General features: G+C 67.4%; 12 protein-coding genes. 5 read left to right on the top strand and 7 right to left on the bottom strand.

Annotated features, from left to right (window positions below):
- Window positions 1–63: 63 nt before the first annotated feature.
- Together putA and ACM61V_RS16980 are read left to right on the top strand one after the other, a co-directional pair.
- Window positions 64–3,684, top strand: a complete 3,621-nt coding sequence (gene putA, locus ACM61V_RS16985; RefSeq protein WP_419714200.1) for a trifunctional transcriptional regulator/proline dehydrogenase/L-glutamate gamma-semialdehyde dehydrogenase — start codon at window positions 64–66, stop codon at window positions 3,682–3,684.
- 231 nt (window positions 3,685–3,915) lie between these two features.
- Entirely contained in the window at window positions 3,916–4,647 is a 732-nt protein-coding gene (locus ACM61V_RS16980; protein WP_137788171.1) for a M23 family metallopeptidase, read from the top strand.
- A 273-nt stretch (window positions 4,648–4,920) separates the two neighbouring features.
- Here the strand turns inward: ACM61V_RS16980 and ACM61V_RS16975 are convergent, their stop codons facing one another.
- Genes ACM61V_RS16975 through kdpF form a run of 5 tightly spaced genes read right to left on the bottom strand, consistent with a single transcriptional unit; the run spans window position 4,921 to window position 10,055 of the window.
- Entirely contained in the window at window positions 4,921–5,610 is a 690-nt protein-coding gene (locus tag ACM61V_RS16975; RefSeq protein ID WP_171007674.1) for a response regulator, read from the bottom strand.
- Between the two features lie 10 nt (window positions 5,611–5,620).
- Window positions 5,621–6,208: a potassium-transporting ATPase subunit KdpC gene (gene kdpC, locus ACM61V_RS16970; RefSeq protein ID WP_137788172.1), complete on the bottom strand. Its 588-nt coding sequence runs from the start codon at window positions 6,206–6,208 to the stop codon at window positions 5,621–5,623.
- A gap of 11 nt (window positions 6,209–6,219) precedes the next feature.
- The gene (gene kdpB / locus ACM61V_RS16965) at window positions 6,220–8,247 is read right to left on the bottom strand and encodes a potassium-transporting ATPase subunit KdpB (RefSeq protein ID WP_419714199.1); all 2,028 of its coding nucleotides are present in this window, start codon (window positions 8,245–8,247) and stop codon (window positions 6,220–6,222) included.
- A gap of 13 nt (window positions 8,248–8,260) precedes the next feature.
- Window positions 8,261–9,964, bottom strand: coding sequence for a potassium-transporting ATPase subunit KdpA (gene kdpA, locus ACM61V_RS16960; RefSeq protein WP_137788174.1), 1,704 nt, complete (start codon window positions 9,962–9,964; stop codon window positions 8,261–8,263).
- Window position 9,965: 1 nt separating this feature from the next.
- Complete coding sequence (gene kdpF, locus ACM61V_RS16955) at window positions 9,966–10,055, bottom strand: K(+)-transporting ATPase subunit F (RefSeq protein ID WP_137788175.1); 90 nt, start codon at window positions 10,053–10,055, stop codon at window positions 9,966–9,968.
- Between the two features lie 259 nt (window positions 10,056–10,314).
- Between kdpF and ACM61V_RS16950 the strand changes: the two genes are divergently transcribed.
- The gene (locus ACM61V_RS16950; protein WP_249341721.1) at window positions 10,315–12,933 is read left to right on the top strand and encodes a sensor histidine kinase; all 2,619 of its coding nucleotides are present in this window, start codon (window positions 10,315–10,317) and stop codon (window positions 12,931–12,933) included.
- Window positions 12,934–12,939: 6 nt separating this feature from the next.
- Here the strand turns inward: ACM61V_RS16950 and ACM61V_RS16945 are convergent, their stop codons facing one another.
- The gene (locus ACM61V_RS16945; protein WP_419714198.1) at window positions 12,940–14,271 is read right to left on the bottom strand and encodes an AmpG family muropeptide MFS transporter; all 1,332 of its coding nucleotides are present in this window, start codon (window positions 14,269–14,271) and stop codon (window positions 12,940–12,942) included.
- 64 nt (window positions 14,272–14,335) lie between these two features.
- Between ACM61V_RS16945 and ACM61V_RS16940 the strand changes: the two genes are divergently transcribed.
- Together ACM61V_RS16940 and ACM61V_RS16935 are read left to right on the top strand one after the other, a co-directional pair.
- The gene (locus tag ACM61V_RS16940; protein WP_137788177.1) at window positions 14,336–15,475 is read left to right on the top strand and encodes an aromatic ring-hydroxylating oxygenase subunit alpha; all 1,140 of its coding nucleotides are present in this window, start codon (window positions 14,336–14,338) and stop codon (window positions 15,473–15,475) included.
- Window positions 15,472–16,320 (top strand): HpcH/HpaI aldolase/citrate lyase family protein, encoded by an 849-nt coding sequence (locus ACM61V_RS16935; RefSeq protein WP_249341722.1) that lies wholly within the window; start codon window positions 15,472–15,474, stop codon window positions 16,318–16,320. The genes ACM61V_RS16940 and ACM61V_RS16935 overlap by 4 nt, the downstream gene beginning before the upstream one ends.
- 13 nt (window positions 16,321–16,333) lie before the next feature.
- On the opposite strand, the gene ACM61V_RS16930 is transcribed toward ACM61V_RS16935, so the two are convergent.
- Complete coding sequence (locus ACM61V_RS16930; protein WP_137788178.1) at window positions 16,334–17,563, bottom strand: M20 metallopeptidase family protein; 1,230 nt, start codon at window positions 17,561–17,563, stop codon at window positions 16,334–16,336.
- Between the last annotated feature and the right edge of the window lie 11 nt (window positions 17,564–17,574).

Here is a 17,574-nt window from a genome sequence, read left to right as displayed (position 1 = left end):
AGATGGTCCTGATTTGATCGATCATCAGGCGGATTGCTATCGAATAATCTGCTACCGGACGGCATGACAAACGCTACCTCGCCGCTGTTCGCAGATTTCGCCCCGTCCGTTCGTGCACAGTCTGCGCTGCGCGAAGCGATCACCGCCGCCTATCGCCGGCCCGAGGTGGAATGCGTGCGAGCGCTGATGGAAGATGCGACATTGGCCCCGTGGATGGTGGTCGAGGCAGAACGCACTGCGACCGCGCTCATCACGACGCTGCGCGCCAAGCGCAAGGGCGACGGGGTCGAGGGCCTCGTTCAGGAATATGCGCTGTCGAGCCAGGAGGGCGTGGCGCTGATGTGCCTTGCCGAAGCGTTACTGCGCATCCCCGATGATGCGACGCGTGACGCGCTGATCCGTGACAAGATCGCCGGCGGGGACTGGCGCGCGCATGTGGGGGACGGACGCTCGCTGTTCGTCAATGCGGCGACATGGGGCCTTGTCGTCACCGGCAAGCTGACCAGCAGTGTCAACGACAGCGGTCTTGGCGCTGCGCTGACCCGGCTGATCGCGCGCGCCGGAGAGCCGGTGATCCGGCGCGGGGTGGACATGGCGATGCGGATGATGGGCGAACAGTTCGTCACCGGGGAGACGATCGAACAGGCGGTGAAGCGGGCGAAAGCACTGGAGGCGCGAGGCTTCCAGTACAGTTACGACATGCTGGGCGAAGCAGCCACGACGGCTGCGGATGCGGACCGCTACTACCGCGATTACGAAAAGGCGATCGACGCGATCGGCAATGCTTCGGGCGGGCGCGGCGTCTATGGCGGGCCGGGCATCTCGATCAAGCTATCCGCGCTGCACCCGCGCTATTCGCGCGCCCAGGCGGCACGGGTAATGGGCGAGTTGCTGCCGCGCGTGAAAGCGCTGGCTGCCATGGCGAAAGGCCATGACATCGGCTTCAACATCGACGCGGAAGAGGCCGACCGGCTGGAGCTCTCGCTCGACCTGCTCGAAAGCCTTGCCCTCGATCCCGAACTCGCTGGCTGGAATGGACTCGGATTTGTGGTGCAGGGCTATGGCAAGCGCTGTCCGTTCGTGATCGACTGGCTTGTCGATCTGGCGCGGCGGAGCGGGCGGCGGATCATGGTTCGGCTCGTGAAGGGAGCTTATTGGGACGCGGAGATCAAGCGCGCCCAGGTGGACGGCCTTTCAGACTTCCCGGTTTATACCCGCAAGATCCACACAGACGTTGCCTATATCGCCTGTGCGCGCAAATTGCTGGCCGCGACGGACCACGTCTTCCCGCAGTTCGCGACGCACAATGCGCAAACGCTGGCGACGATATACCAGATGGCCGGGCCGGATTTCTCGATCGGCCGCTACGAGTTTCAGTGCCTCCACGGCATGGGCGAGCCGCTCTATGACGAGGTTGTCGGAAAGGATAAGCTCGATCGACCGTGCCGCATTTATGCACCGGTGGGGACGCATGAGACGCTTCTCGCTTATCTCGTCCGCCGGCTGCTGGAGAATGGCGCGAACTCCTCGTTCGTGAATCGAATCGCAGACCCGGAAGTGTCTATTGCGGAACTGGTCGCCGATCCGGTGGCGGCGGTGCGCGCGATGCCAGTGCCGGGGCAAAAGCATCCGCAGATCGCGTTGCCGCGTGAGTTGTATGGTGCGCGGCTCAATTCAGCGGGGCTCGATCTTAGCGACGAAGGCGTACTCGCGGAACTTGGTGAAACGATGCGGGCCAGCGCGACCTACGCCTGGCGCGCGGCGGCGGCGGACGGCGTGGGCGCGCCGCGCAAGATACTAAATCCGGCCGATCATCGCGATGTTGTGGGAACGGTGATCGAGGTCTCCGTGGAACAGGCGCGCGAAGCTGCGGCGCGGGCAGTGGGGGCCGCAAAGGCATGGGCGGCAGTATCGCCGGGGGACCGCGCTGGCTGTCTCGATCGCGCGGCGGATATCATGCAGGATCGCATGCCCACCCTGCTTGGTCTGATAGTGCGCGAGGCGGGCAAGTCTCTGCCCAACGCCATCGCCGAGGTGCGCGAGGCAATCGATTTCCTTCGCTATTATGCCGAACAGGCACGGCGCACGCTGGGGCCGGTGCATGGTGCGCTCGGGCCGGTCGCGTGCATCAGCCCGTGGAACTTCCCGCTAGCAATCTTCACCGGGCAAATTGCCGCCGCACTCGTCGCAGGCAATCCGGTGCTCGCCAAGCCGGCAGAGGAAACGCCGCTGATCGCCGCACAGGGCGTCGCGATCCTGCACGAGGCGGGCGTACCCGCGGACGCGCTGCAACTCCTGCCCGGCGATGGCGAGATCGGTGCGGCGCTGGTCGCGGCACCCGAAACAGCGGGGGTAATGTTTACTGGATCGACTGAGGTAGCGCGACTGATCCAGCGCGAACTGGCCGGCCGACTTTCACAAGATGGCCATCCGATTCCGTTGATCGCCGAGACAGGCGGGCAGAATGCGATGATCGTCGATTCCTCCGCGCTTGCCGAACAGGTGGTGGCAGATGTGATCGCGTCCGCCTTCGACAGTGCTGGCCAGCGCTGTTCGGCGCTGCGCATCCTGTGTCTTCAGGAGGATGTGGCCGATCGCACGCTGGCGATGATCAAGGGCGCGCTGCACGAGTTGTCGATAGGGCGGACCGATCGGCTGGCGGTCGATATCGGCCCGGTCATCACCGCTGAGGCGCAGGCGACTATCGAGCGACATATCGAGCGGATGCGCAAGCTCGGCCGGCAGGTGGAGCAGATCGCGCTCGCAGGCGAGACCGCGCACGGCACGTTTGTGCCACCGACGATCATCGAGCTTGACGATATCGCCGATCTGCAGCGCGAGGTGTTCGGCCCGGTGCTGCATGTCGTGCGCTATCGGCGCAACGGGCTGGATCGGCTGATCGATGCGATCAACGCCACCGGTTACGGCCTCACGTTCGGTCTGCATACGCGGCTTGACGAAACGATCGCGCATGTGACCCAACGGGTGCGGGCAGGCAATCTCTATATCAACCGCAACGTGATTGGCGCGGTGGTGGGATTGCAGCCATTCGGTGGACGCGGCCTTTCAGGAACGGGGCCGAAGGCGGGAGGCCCGCTCTATCTCGGGCGGCTGGTGACGCGTATCCCTGTGCCGCCGCAGCTTTCGTCGAACAACGGCGATCCGGCCGCGCGCGATCTGGCGCTGTGGCTTGAGGAGATGGGCGACGCCGTGGCGGCAGGCCATGTGCGCGACGCGATCCGCGCGTCATTGCTCGGCGTTGAAGTGGAACTTCCCGGCCCGGTCGGTGAGCGCAATCTGTACGCGCTTCACCCGCGCGGCCGGATTCTGCTGGTGCCGGAAACGCGCGACGGGTTCGTCGCGCAACTTGGTGCCGCGCTTGCCGGCGGCAATCAAGTGGTGGCCGCTGGCGAGGCCGGACGGCTCTCCGGTCTGCCGCAATCGGTGTCGCGTCGCGTGGAGTGGGTTGCGGATTGGGCGAAGGCAGGGCCCTTCGCGGGCGCCCTGATCGAGGGCGACACCGAAAGGCTCCGTGGCGTGCTATCCACCCTGGCCGAACTGCCCGGTCCGATCGTGCTTCCGCAGGCCGGAAGCTATCGGCTCGACTGGCTGGTGGAGGAGGTGTCCACCTCGATCAACACGACGGCGGCAGGGGGTAATGCGAGCCTGATGGCAATGGTGTAAGCCGATTCATCCCCGGTTCAAACAGCCAAACTCAGGCATTTGAACGCATGTTATAACGACTCGACGTGCGTTCGACCCGCCCCGACGCGACCAAGGGCGTGATCTATTGCGTATCTTTACCGGTCCGAGCCAGAAAGCGTCGTCCGGGGCGCGGGGGTGCGATCCAGACAAGAGATAATAGCGCCGGGTCGCCTCGGCGGTGGTCGATCAACTGTCGCTCGTCGGGGTCTGATGTCGCAATTTTCTTCAACGCAGCTTACCCGGGGCCTTGGTCGGGCTATCCTGACCGCAATCGCCTCCCTGTCGCTGGCCGGTCATGCCAGCGCGGCGCCCGAAGCGGCCCAGAAGCCTGCCGTAGGCGGCCCGCTTCTTGCCGCCAGCAGCGTGGAAGCCTCGAGCGAAATGAGCGGCGAGGCGCAGTTCCGCTCGCTCTTCATGACGTGGAAGAAGATGGACACGATGGAGCAGGGGCAGGGCGCGATCGCCATCCCCTCCGTCCAGCCGGTCGCGCACCTCAATTTCTCCAGCAATTTCGGCGTGCGCAGCGACCCGTTCCGTGGCACCGCCGCGATGCATGCCGGCGTCGATATCCCCGGCCCGGTCGGCACGCCGATCTATGCCACCGCCGATGGCGTGGTGAGCCATGCCGAGCGGCTTGGCGGCTATGGCAACATGGTCGAGATCAACCACGGCAAGGGCATCGCGACCCGTTATGGCCACCTTTCCAAGATCCTGGTCGGCGACAACATGCGCGTGAAGCGCGGGCAATTGATCGCGCTGATGGGCTCGACGGGTCGCTCCACCGGGCCGCACCTTCATTATGAGGTGCGCATCGACGGACACGCGGTGAACCCGGTGCCGTTCCTCACCACCGCCGATTATCTGCTCACCGCGCAGGACAGCAGCGTAAAGCAGATCCCGGTCGTCACCACCGGCCCGGCGCCACTGGATACCGTGGACTGAGCGAAACCGCCGACCGGCCTCGGCAGATATTCGCTGCCCGGTTCGTTCACGCTGAACCGCGACCGCGCCTGATCGCCTTTTATGGCGGATACAAGTCGCCCCCAGCCGGGCCGTGCCGCTCGATAAGCTGACTGAGTGCCAGCGCCTGACGACCGCCAACCCAATCCGTTATGATGACGTGCGGCTGTGCGGGATCGCTTTATCGAAGCAAATCTCGGTCACCCCTGGCGGATCGACGCCGCCGGACAAACGTGAGCGAGCGAGCAAGACGGCCTAACCGGTCGCCAGCCGGTATCCGATACCCAGTTCGTTGACGATCAGGCGCGGCTGGGCGGGATCGCTTTCCAGTTTGGCGCGCAGCGCGCGGATCACGATGCGCAGATATTCCACATGATCCTCCTGCGCCGGCCCCCATACGGTGCGCAGCAATTGCGCATGGCTGATGACGCGATCGGGATGGCGCGCCAGTTCGGCCAGCACCCCGAATTCCTTCGGCGTCAGATGAACGTCGATGCCGTCGCGCCGGACGCGGCGGCGGGCGAGGTCGATCGATACCGGCCCCGCCTCCAGTTCGTCGTTCGCCGCCGTGCCCGCGCGACGATGGCGCAGCGCGGTGCGGATGCGGGCGAGCAGCTCCTCGGTATCGAACGGCTTGGTGATATAATCGTCGGCGCCCAGATCGAGCGCGGCGACCTTCTCCTCCGTCTCGTTGCGGGCGGAGACGACCAGCAGCACCATATCCCCGCGCGCCTTGATGAGCTGCACCAGCTCAAGCCCGTCCCGATCGGGCAGGCCCAGATCGAGCAGCACCGCATCGGGCCGCTCGATATCGACGAGGCTCATCGCCTCGCGCGCCGTCGCGGCCTGGCTGGCGCGATAGCCCGCCCGCGTCAGCGCCGCATGAAGCAGGCGGCGGATCGCGGCATCATCCTCGATCAGCAGGACGCGGGCGGCATTGATCATCGCCACCGTGTTAGGGGCGCGGCGCGGCCGCGTCGAGCGCGCGGTTGAGCGCCAGCACGTTGACGCGCGGCTCGCCGATGAAGCCGAGCAGCGGTTGTCGCACGTGCCGCTCCACCAGCGCGCGGACGGTGGCAAAGCCGATGCCGCGCGCGGCCGCCACGCGCGGCGCCTGATAAAAAGCCGCCTCGGGGCTGATATCGGGATCGAGACCCGAGGCGGAGGCTGTCACCAGATCGGCAGGAGGAGCCAATACGTCCGGTGAATGGCGATTGCTGGAGATGTCGGCCTTCAGGCGATCGGCGAGCGGCTTTGCGGCAGGGCCGAAGTTCGAGCCGGAGGAAGCCAGCGCATCATATCCCTTGCCGGCAGCGGACGGGCGGCCGTGGAAATAACCGGGCTGTGCGAATTGCTGCCCCAGGATCGCGGAGCCGATCGCCTGGCCCTTCGTGTCCGTCACGATGCTGCCGTTCGCCTGCCACGGAAAGGCGAGCTGCGCGATGCCGGTGATGAGCGCCGGATAGGCGAGCCCGAGCAGCGCGGCGAACAGCACGGTGAGCACGAGCGCGGGGCGCAGGCCGGATTTGATGTCGTTGAGCATGGGACTGTCCCTCAGGCGAGATGGAGCGCGCTGACCGCGAGATCGATCAGCTTGATGCCGGCGAATGGCGCGAGCAGGCCGCCGACGCCGTAGATGGCAAGATTGCGCGCCAGCAGCGGGCCGGCGCCCATCGGCTTGTACGTCACGCCCCGCAGCGCGAGCGGCACCAGCGCCGGAATGATGAGCGCGTTGAAGATGATCGCGGAGAGGATCGCGCTCTGCGGGCTTGAAAGGTGCATCACGTTGAGCACGCCAAGGCCGGGATAGAGCGCCACGAACATCGCCGGGATGATCGCGAAATATTTCGCGACATCATTGGCGACGGAGAAGGTGGTGAGCGCGCCGCGCGTCATCAGCAATTGCTTGCCGAGCCCGACGATCTCGATCAGCTTCGTGGGATCGCTATCCAGATCCACCATGTTGCCGGCCTCACGCGCGGCCTGCGTGCCGGTGTTCATGGCGACCCCCACATCCGCCTGGGCGAGGGCGGGGGCATCGTTGGTGCCATCGCCGCACATCGCGACGAGCTTGCCGCCCTGCTGCTCCTTGCGGATCAGCGCCAGCTTGTCCTCCGGCGTCGCTTCGGCGAGGAAATCGTCCACGCCGGCCTCGGCGGCGATGGCGGCGGCGGTGAGGGGGTTGTCGCCGGTAATCATCACCGTGCGGATGCCCATGCGGCGCAGCTCGGCGAACCGTTCCCGGACGCCCGCCTTCACCACGTCCTTCAGCGCGACCGCGCCCATCAGCCGCCCATCGCGGACCACGGCGAGCGGGGTCTGGCCGGCGCGCGCGATCTCGTCGGTCGCGCGGCGCAGCTCGGCGGCGGCGACGCTGGCGGCGAGATCGGGGTAGGCGCGCAGGATCGAATTGACCGCACCCTTCTGAACAAGGCCGCCGTCGAAGCTGAGCCCGGAAAGCCGGGTCTGGGCGGTGAAGGGGATCACCTCCGCACCCGCCGGCAGCGTCTGCGTCAGGCCGAACCTGTCGCGGGCGAGCACGACGATCGAGCGGCCCTCGGGCGTTTCATCGGCGAGGCTGGCGAACAGCGCCGCTTCCGCCAGCGTGCGCTCGTCCACCCCGGTGACGGGGCTGAACGCGCTGGCCTGGCGATCGCCGATCGTGATCGTGCCGGTCTTGTCGAGCAGCAGCACGTCGCAGTCGCCAGCGGCTTCCACGGCGCGGCCCGATTTGGCGAGCACGTTGAAGCGCACCAGCCGGTCCATGCCCGCGATGCCGATCGCGGAGAGCAGGGCGGCGATCGTGGTGGGGATCAGCGTGATGAGCAACGCCGCGAGAATCGCGACCGGAACGCTGCCGCCGGCATAGCTCGCGAAGCTCGGGATCGTGCCCACGGCGATCAGGAAGATGATCGTCAGGCCGACCAGCAGGATCGTCAGCGCCACCTCGTTCGGTGTCTTCTGCCGCTCCGCGCCCTCGACCAGCGCGATCATGCGATCGAGGAAGCCGTGGCCCGGCTCCGCGGTGATGCGCACCTTGATCTGATCGGAGATGACGCGCGTGCCCGCGGTGACGGCGGAACGATCGCCGCCCGCCTCGCGGATCACCGGGGCGCTCTCGCCGGTGATCGCCGCCTCGTTGATGCTGGCGACGCCTTCCACCACCTCGCCGTCGGCGGGAACGAGATCGCCGGTTTCCACCAGCACCAGCTCGCCCTTCTGAAGCTGCGTGGCGGGAACCAGCTCCCAGGTTTCCCCGATGCCGGAGAGGAGCTTCGCGCGCAGCTCGGACTTGGTGGCGCGCAGCGAGGCGGCCTGGGCGCGCCCGCGCCCTTCGGCCAGCGCCTCGGCGAAGGTGCCGAACAGCACCGTCAGCCACAGCCACACGATAAGCTGCGCGAGGAACCCGGTCGACACCTGCTCGCCGCCGATGGCGAGGAACAGGGTAAGCAGCAGGGCGACGCAGGCGGTGACGAACAGGATCGGGTTCTTCACCAGCGCGCGCGGATCGAGCTTGCGAAAGGCATCGCCGATCGCGGGCACCACTAACGTGGGCGAGAACATGGAGGTTGCGTTGGCCATGATGGGATAGCCCTCAGAAAAGCTGGCCGGAGACGGCGGTGAAATGATCGGCGATCGGCCCGAGCGCGAGGCCCGGCAGGAAGGTGAGGCCGCCGACGATCACGATGATCCCGACGAGCAGACCCACCCACAGCGCCCCGGTGGTGGGGAAGGAGCCAGCGCTGGCGGGCGTGTGCTTCTTGCCCGCCAGGCTGCCGGCGATCGCCAGCACCGGCACGATCATGAAGAACCGCCCCACCCACATCGCGATGCCGAGCAAGCCGTTGTAGAAGGGCGTGCCGGCGGTGAGCCCGGCGAAGGCGGAGCCGTTGTTCGCGGTAGCGGAGGAAAAGGCGTAGAGGATCTCGGAGAAGCCGTGTGGCCCCTTGTTGAGCGGCCCGGCGAGGCCGGCCTGCGCCACCGTGGCGATCGCGCTGCCGCCCAGGATCATCAGCGGCAGCACCGCGATGGCCAGCACGGCGAGCTTCACCTCGCGCGATTCGATCTTCTTGCCGACATATTCCGGCGTGCGCCCCACCATCAGACCCGCAACGAATACCGAGAGGATCGCGAACAGCAGGAAACCGTAGATGCCGGCGCCGACGCCGCCGATCACCACTTCGCCCAGTTCCATGTTGAACATCGGGATCAGCCCGCCGAGCGCGGTGAAGCTGTCGTGCATGGCATTGACCGCGCCGCACGATGCCGCCGTGGTCACCACCGCGAACAGCGCGGAGCCGACGATGCCGAAGCGGACTTCCTTGCCCTCCATATTGCCGCCGGCAAGACCGAGCTGGTGCATCAGCGGCGTGGAATGCGCCTCCATGCCATAAGACACGGCGACACCGGCAACGAACAGGATCGTCATCGCCGCGAGGATCGCCCAGCCCTGGCGCGTATCGCCCACGGCCTTGCCGAAGGTATAGGTCAGCCCCACGCCGAGGACGAAGATCGAGAGCATCTGGACGAGGTTCGTCATCGCGCTCGGGTTTTCGAACGGATGCGCGGAATTGGCGTTGAAGAATCCGCCGCCGTTGGTGCCGAGCATCTTGATCGCTTCCTGCGAGGCGACCGGGCCGAGCGCGAGCGTCTGCTTCGCGCCTTCCAGCGTATGCGTGTCGATCCCGGCGACGAAAGTCTGCGGCACGCCCGCCCAGACGAGATACAGCGCGTAGATCACGCTGATCGGCACGAGGATGTAGAGCGTCACGCGCGTCATGTCGGCCCAGAAGTTCCCGACGGTGGCGCATTCGCGCCGCGCGAAGCCGCGGAACAGCGCAAAGGCGATCGCGATGCCGGTCGCGGCCGACAGGAAATTGTGGATCGTCAGCGCGAGCATCTGGCTGAGGTTCGAAAGCGTGCTTTCGCCCGAATACCATTGCCAGTTGGTATTGGTGACGAACGAGATCGCCGTGTTCATCGCGCCGTCCGCACCGACGCCGGGCAGCTTGCCGGGATTGAGCGGCAGCACCGCCTGCGCGCGCAGCACGAAATAGGTGAGCAGCGCTGTCGCGAGCTGGAACAGCAGCATGTGCAGCGCATAGGCGCGCCAGCCCTGCTCCTTCGCGGGGTTCACGCCGGCGACGCGGTAGAAGCCGCGCTCCACCGGGCCGAGCACCGCATGGAGCGGCGTGCGCCGCCCCTCGTAAAGCGCGAAGAGCCACAGCCCGGCCGGTTTCGCGGCCAGGCCAAGAATGGCGATGAAGAGGGCGATGAGCGCCCAGCCCTGAGCCGTCATGTCAGAACCGCTCCGGCCGCACGAGAACGGCCACGAGATAGCCAAGGAGCGCGAGCGCCGTCAGGCCGGCGAGCCACAGGTGCAGCGTCATCGCGTCAGGCCGCGTCGCACAGGCGGATGAACGCCACGGTGAGCAGGAAAAGGCCGCCGAGCACGGCAAGCCACAACAGATCGGACATGGAAATGCCTCGCAAACCGCGGGATGCGGCCTCGGAGGCTCAGTTAGGAGGTCAGGGCATAAGGATGCGCGGGCGAAAGCGGGCGTTTCGCATAAGGATCGCGTAAAGATCGCGGCGCGGGGCGTGCTTTCGGCCGGATTTGCCATATGCTCGCGGCATGAGGAGTGCGTGTTGACCGATCGTCGCCCATCACCCGAGGCCCTGTTGCGTGCCGCCGCGCGCGAGAAGCGCGGACGGCTGAAGATCTTCCTCGGTGCCGCGCCCGGCGTCGGGAAGACGTTCGAGATGCTGCGTGAGGGGGCGGAGCGGATGGCCGCCGGGGTCGATGTCGCCATCGCCGTGGTCGAAACGCACGGGCGACAGGATACCGAGCGCCTCGTGGCGCCGTTGCCCGTCATCGCGCGCCGGCGGATCGAGCATCGCGGCCACGTGCTGGAGGAGATGGACCTCGATGCGGTGCTCGCCCGTGCGCCGCGCCTCGCGCTGGTGGATGAACTGGCGCACACCAATGCCGAGGGCTGCCGCCATGCGAAGCGCTGGCAGGATGTGGAGGAACTGCTCGACGCGGGGATCGACGTTCACACCACGCTGAACGTCCAGCATGTCGAAAGCCTCAACGACGTGGTCGCGAGCTTCACGCGCGTCAGGGTGCGCGAAACCGTGCCGGATCATGTGCTGGAGGGCGCGGAGATCGAAGTGGTCGATCTGCCGCCGGACGAATTGATCGACCGGCTCAAGGAGGGCAAGGTCTATGTTCCCGCCGAGGCGACCCGGGCGCTGGGGCATTTCTTCTCCAAGGAAAATCTTTCCGCGCTGCGCGAGATGGCGCTGCGCCGTGCCGCGCAGAGCGTCGATCGCAGCCTCGTTGATTTCCTGGATGCCCATGCCGTGTCGGGCACCTATGCCGGCGGCGAGCGCGTGCTGGTGGCGGTGAGCGAACTGGCCGGTGGGGACGCGCTCGTCCGCGCGGGCAAGCGCCTGGCGGATGCGCTGCGCGCGCCGTGGCAGGCGATCCATATCGAAACCCCGCGCACCGCCGGTTTCGGGCCGGACGAGCGCCGGCGCGTGGCGGACGCGCTGCAACTCGCCGCCAGCCTAGGCGCGACGATCGCCAGCGTGCCGGCGGAAACCGTGATCGACGGGCTGACCACGCATATCGCGGGGATGCGTGCGACGCAGCTCGTGCTCGGCCGGTCGCGGCGGAGCTGGTGGTTCGAGCTGCGGCATGGCTCCGTGGTCGAGCGGCTGCTGCGGCAGAGCGAGGGGCTGGCGGTGCATGTCATCCCCTCGGAACAGGCGGCGCCGGCGCCGCGCGCCGAGCGTTCGGCGCGCAAGGTGGACTGGCGCGGCATGGCCGCCGGCGGGATCGCGATCGCGGCCACCACCGCGCTCGCCACGATCGTCGAGCCGGTGATCGGGACGGGCGCGATCGATCTTATCTATCTGCTGCCGGTGATCCTCATCTCGCTGCTGTTCGGGCGCTGGCCGGGGATCGTTACGGGTGGGCTGGCGGGGCTGGCGTATAATTTCTTTTTCCTGCCGCCGATCTACACCTTCACGATCGCCGACCCGCAGAGCGTTCTGACGGTGATCGTGTTGCTGGGCATCGCCGTGTTTGTCGCAAGCCTCGCCGATCGCCTGCGCGTGCGCGCGTCGATCGGCGCGCGCAGTGCTGTCGAGAATGCGGCGGTTGCCGCGTTCGGACAGGCGCTGGCGCGCAGCTCGGATTGGCAGACGACCAGCGATACGGTGTGCACCGAGCTGGCGCGGACGCTGGACGTGTCGGTTCTCCTGCTGGCCGCGCCGAGCGGGGCGTTGACGGTGATCTCCGCCTGCCCCCCCGATACGCCGCCCGAGCTGAGCCCGGTCGACCGCGCGGCGGCGGAATGGGCGTGGAGCCGGGGCGAGGTCACCGGCTATGACACCGGCACGCTCAATGCGGCCGACTGGCAGTTTCACCCGCTGCGCACGACGCTGGGCACGCTGGCGGTGGTGGCGCTGGCGCGCGGCGATGGCGGCGCGCCGGTGCCGGCGACGCGCGCGACGTTGCTGTCGACACTGCTCGGGCAGGCGGCGCTCGCGCACGAACGGCTGCGGCTGGAGGATCAGCTTCGCGAGGTGAAGGTGATCGAGGAGCGCGATCGGCTGCGATCCGCGCTGCTATCGTCGATCGGGCATGATCTGCGCACGCCGCTCACCGCGGTCGGCACGGCGCTCGATGCGATCGGGGCGAATCATCCGGCCGAGCCGGCGCTGCCGATCGCCCGCGCGGAGCTGGCGCGGCTGCGGCGGTTCCTCGCCAACCTGATCGAGATGGTGCGGATCGACAGCGGTACGCTCGCCGCCGCGATCGAGCCGGTCGACCTTACCGACGCGGTAGCCGGGGCGGTGCATGACCTGCGCGATCTGTTGCCGGATGCGAAGCTGGATTTTCGTGTGCCGCCCGATCTGCCGCTCGTCCCCGCAGACCCGCGCTTGCTGCATCACATCCTGCTGAACCTGCTGACGAATGCCGCTACGCACGGCGCCGGGCGCGTCACCATCGCGGGCGAGCGGCTGCCGCAGGGCGTGCGGCTGTCGATCGCCGATCAGGGGCCGGGATTGCCATCCGGGGGCGCAGAGGCGTTGTTCGAGGCGTTCGCGCGCGGCACCGGATCGGACAGTCGCGGGGGAAGCGGGCTGGGGCTGGCGATCGCGCGCAGCTTCGCCGAAGTGATGCGGATGACGATCGGCGCGCGTGATGGCGATGCGGGCGGCGCCGTCTTCACGCTGGATTTCGCGCTGGAATAGCCGGGGTCAGATGCTACCTTCCTGCCGCACGTCTCCGTCCCCCGCGGTGCCGGCGCTGCCGATCGAGCGATCGATCATGCCGGTGTGGCTCATCCACCAGAACAGCAGCACGCCCGGAAGCGCGATCACGGTGGTGAACAGGTAGAAGTTCACATAGCCCATCCATTCGATCAGTGCGCCCGCCGTCGTGCCGGTGACGATCCGGCCGAGGATGCTCGCCGCCGCCGAGATCAGCGCATATTGCGCGGCGGTGAAGCGCAGATCACAGAGCGCCGAGAAATAGGCGACCACCGCGACCCCGCCGAAACCGCTGGCGAAATTCTCGAACCCGATCGCGCCCGCCATGCCGACGTTGGAATGCCCGGCGGCGGCCAGACCGGCGAAGCTCAGGTTCGATACTGCCATCAGCACCAGCGCCAGCAGCACCGATCGCTTCAGCCCCATGCGCGCATAGAGGATCCCGCCAGCGAAGATGCCGATCAGATAGGCCCAGAAGCCAAGGCCGACATCGTAGAAGGCGATCTCGTCATTGCTGAATTTGAGATCGTCGAACAGCAATCGGAAGGTGAGATTGGCGAGCGTGTCGCCGATCTTGTGGATCAGGATGAATGCAAGGATCACCAGCGCGCCGGGCCGCGCGAAGAATTGCACGAACGGGCGCCAGATCGCTTCCAGCAACGCCGGCAGACCCTTGCGCTCCGCGACGACATGGCGTCGCTCCGGCTCGCCCACGACGAGCGCGGCGATCATCGCCGGCAGCGCGAAGGATGCGCAGGCGAGATAGGCCAGGCTCCATCCGCTGCGGGCGGCGATAACCAGCGCCAGCGCGCCCGCACCGGCGGATCCGATGCGCCAGCCATATTGGCTCATGCCGGCGCCGACGCCCAGCTGGCGCGGCTCCAGTATCTCGATTCGATAGGCGTCGATGACGATGTCGAACGTCGCACCCGCCGCGCCGACGAGGATCGCGGCCAGCGCCGTCGCCGCGATATCCGCCTGCGGATCGATCAGCGCCAGATGGGTGACGGCCGCGATCACCAGCACGCCCGCGATCAGCAGCCACGATACGCGCTGGCCAAGCCGGCCGATCCCCGGCAGCCGCACCCCGTCCACGATCCATGCCCACAGGAATTTCAGGTTATAGACGAGGAAGGCGAGGCTGAATGCCGTCACCGTCTTCTTGTCGATCCCGCTCTGCGCCAGCCGCGTGGTGAGCGTGGCGCCGATCATCGCGTAGGGAAAGCCGGATGAGACGCCCAGCGCCAGCGCGGCGAGCGGCGCCTTTTCCAGATAGGGGCGCAAACCGTCGCCCCACGTCCGTTCAGCCTGTGCGTTCATCTGGCCCCTTGCCCCCCGCGTCACGTTCCGCGACACTTAGCGGGAAAAGAGTGAGAGGACAGCCATGAACGCACCCGCTGGCCGCCTCCAGCCAACGGCCGGACAACTCGCCCTGGCCGCCAGACTGGCCGATGGCGGCACCCCGCGCGCGCCGCGCATCAGCTATGTCGATGCGGCCGCCTATACCGATCCCGCGCGGCACCTGGCCGAACAGGAGCGGATTTTCACGCGCGTGCCGCTCGTCATCGCGCCATCCGCGCTGCTGCCGGAGCCGAATATGGCGGTGCCGCACGATGGCTTCGGCAAGCCGCTGCTCATCACGCGCGACAGGGCCGGGGCGGCGCATGTGTTCCTGAACGTGTGCCGGCATCGCGCCACCCGTCTGGTCGAAGGGAGGGAAATCGTCTGCGCTCCCCGGCTGGTGTGCCCCTATCATGCGTGGAGCTACGCGCTGGACGGAAAGCTCACCGGGCTGCCGCGCGCCGAAACCTTTCCGGGGCTCGACAAGGCCGACTATGGCCTGAAGCGCCTGCCGACGCGCGAGGCGGGCGGGCTGATCTGGTTTTCGTTCGACGAGCATGCCGACTTCTCCGAGGCGGACGCGCTGGGGCACGATTTCGATGCCTTCGGGCTGGCCGGGCTCCATCTGTTCAAGCGCCGGACGCATGACGTGCCGGCCAACTGGAAACTCATCATGGATGCGTTTCTGGAAAGCTATCATGTGCTCCGCCTCCATGCGAACACGATCGGGCCGTTCTTCAAGGATGGCGTTTCCACCGCCGATGCGATCGGGCCGCATCAACGATCGGCGGTGGGGCGCGATGTGGAGGAGGCGGCGGTGCGCGCGGGCGACTGGCCCACGTTGCGCTCCGCGATAACCTACACCTATCAGCTTTTTCCCGGCACCGTCCTGATCGTCAGCCCCGATTACGTGAATCTGATGGTGATGATGCCGCAGGCGCACAATCGCGTGCTGGTGGAAGATTTCATGCTGATCCCGGAGCCGCCGGCAACCGAAAAGGCGCTGAAACACTGGGAGAAAAGCTGGGCGCTGCTCGATGGCGGGGTGTTCGGCAGTGAGGATTTCCGCGCCGCGGCGCTGGGGCAGGAGGGGCTGCAATCCGGCACTGTCGACCGGATAACGCTCGGCGCGATGGAAGCGGGCATCCGCCAGTTTCACGACGCGGTGGAGGCCAGGCTTTGACCAGGCCGAGGCGCAGCGCGCTGTTCATGCCCGCGTCCAACGCGCGGGCGATCGAGAAGGCGCGCGGGCTGGATTGCGATGTCGTGATCCTCGATCTGGAAGATGCCGTTTCGCCCGACCAGAAGGTGGCGGCGCGCGAGCAGGCGGTGGCGGCGGTGCGCGAGGGCGGGTTCGGCCGGCGCGAACTGGTGGTGCGGGTCAATGGCCCGGATAGCGGCTGGGGCGCGGATGACCTTGCGGCGCTGGCCGGGGCGGCGCCCGATGCGGTGCTGCTCCCCAAGGTCTCGTCCGAAGACACGCTGCGCGCGGCGCGCGCGCCGCTGGGGGCGGGGCCGGCGTTGTGGGCGATGATCGAGACGTGCCGGGGCATCGTCGATCTGGCCGGGATCGTCGCGGCGGCGGCTGAAACGGGGCTTGCCGCGCTGGTGCTGGGGCCGAACGATCTGGCCAAGGAGATGCGCTGCCGCCCCGGTATCGATCGCGCGCCGTTGCTCCCGGCGATGAGCCAGCTGGTGCTGTGCGCGCGCATGGCGGGGATCGCCGCGCTCGATGGCGTATGCAACGCGATCGATGATCCCGCGCGCGTAGAAGCGGAATGCCGCCAGGGGCTGGCGTGGGGCTTCGACGGCAAGACGCTTATCCACCCGTCGCAGATCGCGCCCGCCAACGCCGTTTTCTCGCCCGGCGAGGATGAGATCGCCTGGGCGCGGGCGATCGTGGATGCGTTCGATGATCCAGCGAATGCCGGCAAGGGCGCGATTCGCGTCGGCGGCAAGATGGTGGAGCTGCTCCACCGCGACGATGCCCGCCGCACGCTTGCGATCGCGGCAGCGGTTGCGGGCTGATGCCCGCGCCCGTTCAATCGAAACCGCTGGCAAGATAGCGTTCGGCCGCCGCGCAATGCATCGCGATGCCCTTCGCCATCACCGATTCCTCGATCGTCATCTTCGTATTGTGTAGCGGCGGATTGGTGCGCGGATCGCTGCCCTCCGGCGCGACGCCGATGAACGCCATCGCGCCGGGCACTTCGCGCAGCACATAGGAGAAATCCTCGCCGCCCATCATCGGGGCAGGCATTTCGGACCAGCCACGCTCGCCGGAAATCTCGCCCGCGAGGCTGCGCATCAGCCCGGTCGCGCGTGGATCGCACATCGTGACCGGATAGCCCGCGTCGATCCGGATCTCGGCGGTACAGCCGTGCGCCGCCGCCACGTCGGTCGCGATGCGGCGGAAGGCGGCGCGCGCATTCTCGCGCGTCGTTTCCGACAGCGTGCGCAGCGTGCCCATCAGCTTCACCTCGTCGGGAATGATGTTGTGCGACGAGCCGGCATGGATCTGGGTGATCGTCAACACCGCCGGATCGCTCACCGGCACGCGCCTGGCGATGAACATCTGGAGCGCCGAGACGATCTCGCACGCCACCGGGATCGGATCGATGCAATCATGCGGCATCGCGGCATGCCCGCCCTTGCCGCGCACCACCGCGTGGACTGTGTCCGTCGAGGCGAGCAGCGGCCCGTCGCGCCCCACAAATACGCCCGCCGGCGCGTTGGGCGAGATGTGGAGCGCGAAAGCGGCATCGGGCCGCGCGATGTCGAGCAGGCCATCCTCGATCATGTGCCGCGCCCCGTGATGCCCTTCCTCGCCGGGCTGGAACATGAAGACGATCGTTCCCGCCAGTTCGTCCCTGCGCGCGCACAAGGCTCTGGTCGCTCCCACCAGCATCGCGCTGTGCGCGTCATGGCCGCAGGCGTGCATCGCGCCGGGGATGGTGGAGGCGAAATCCAGCCCGGTCTCCTCGGTCATCGGCAGCGCATCCATATCACCGCGCAGCAGGACAGTGCGGGTGTTGCTCCCCTCGCCGGCGCGCCCGCCGCGCAGGATCGCGACGAAGCCGGTGGTCGAGCTGCTGTCGTGGATTTCCAGCGGCAGGCCGGCGAGCGCGGCTTTCAGCTTGCTGGTGGTGCGCGGGCAATCGTTGCCGATTTCCGGCTCGGCATGGATCGCGCGGCGCAGCGCGATGACGTCCGCCAGTTCTCCGGCGCCGATCGCGGTCCAGTCGGTGCGGCGGTCGATGGTCGAGGTCATGGGGATGCTCC

The organism is Sphingomonas sp. TX0543 (assembly GCF_048565505.1).
Lineage (GTDB): Bacteria > Pseudomonadota > Alphaproteobacteria > Sphingomonadales > Sphingomonadaceae > Sphingomonas.
Note: the sequence above shows the minus strand (reverse complement) of the source record. Positions and strands in the feature narration are given on the sequence as shown.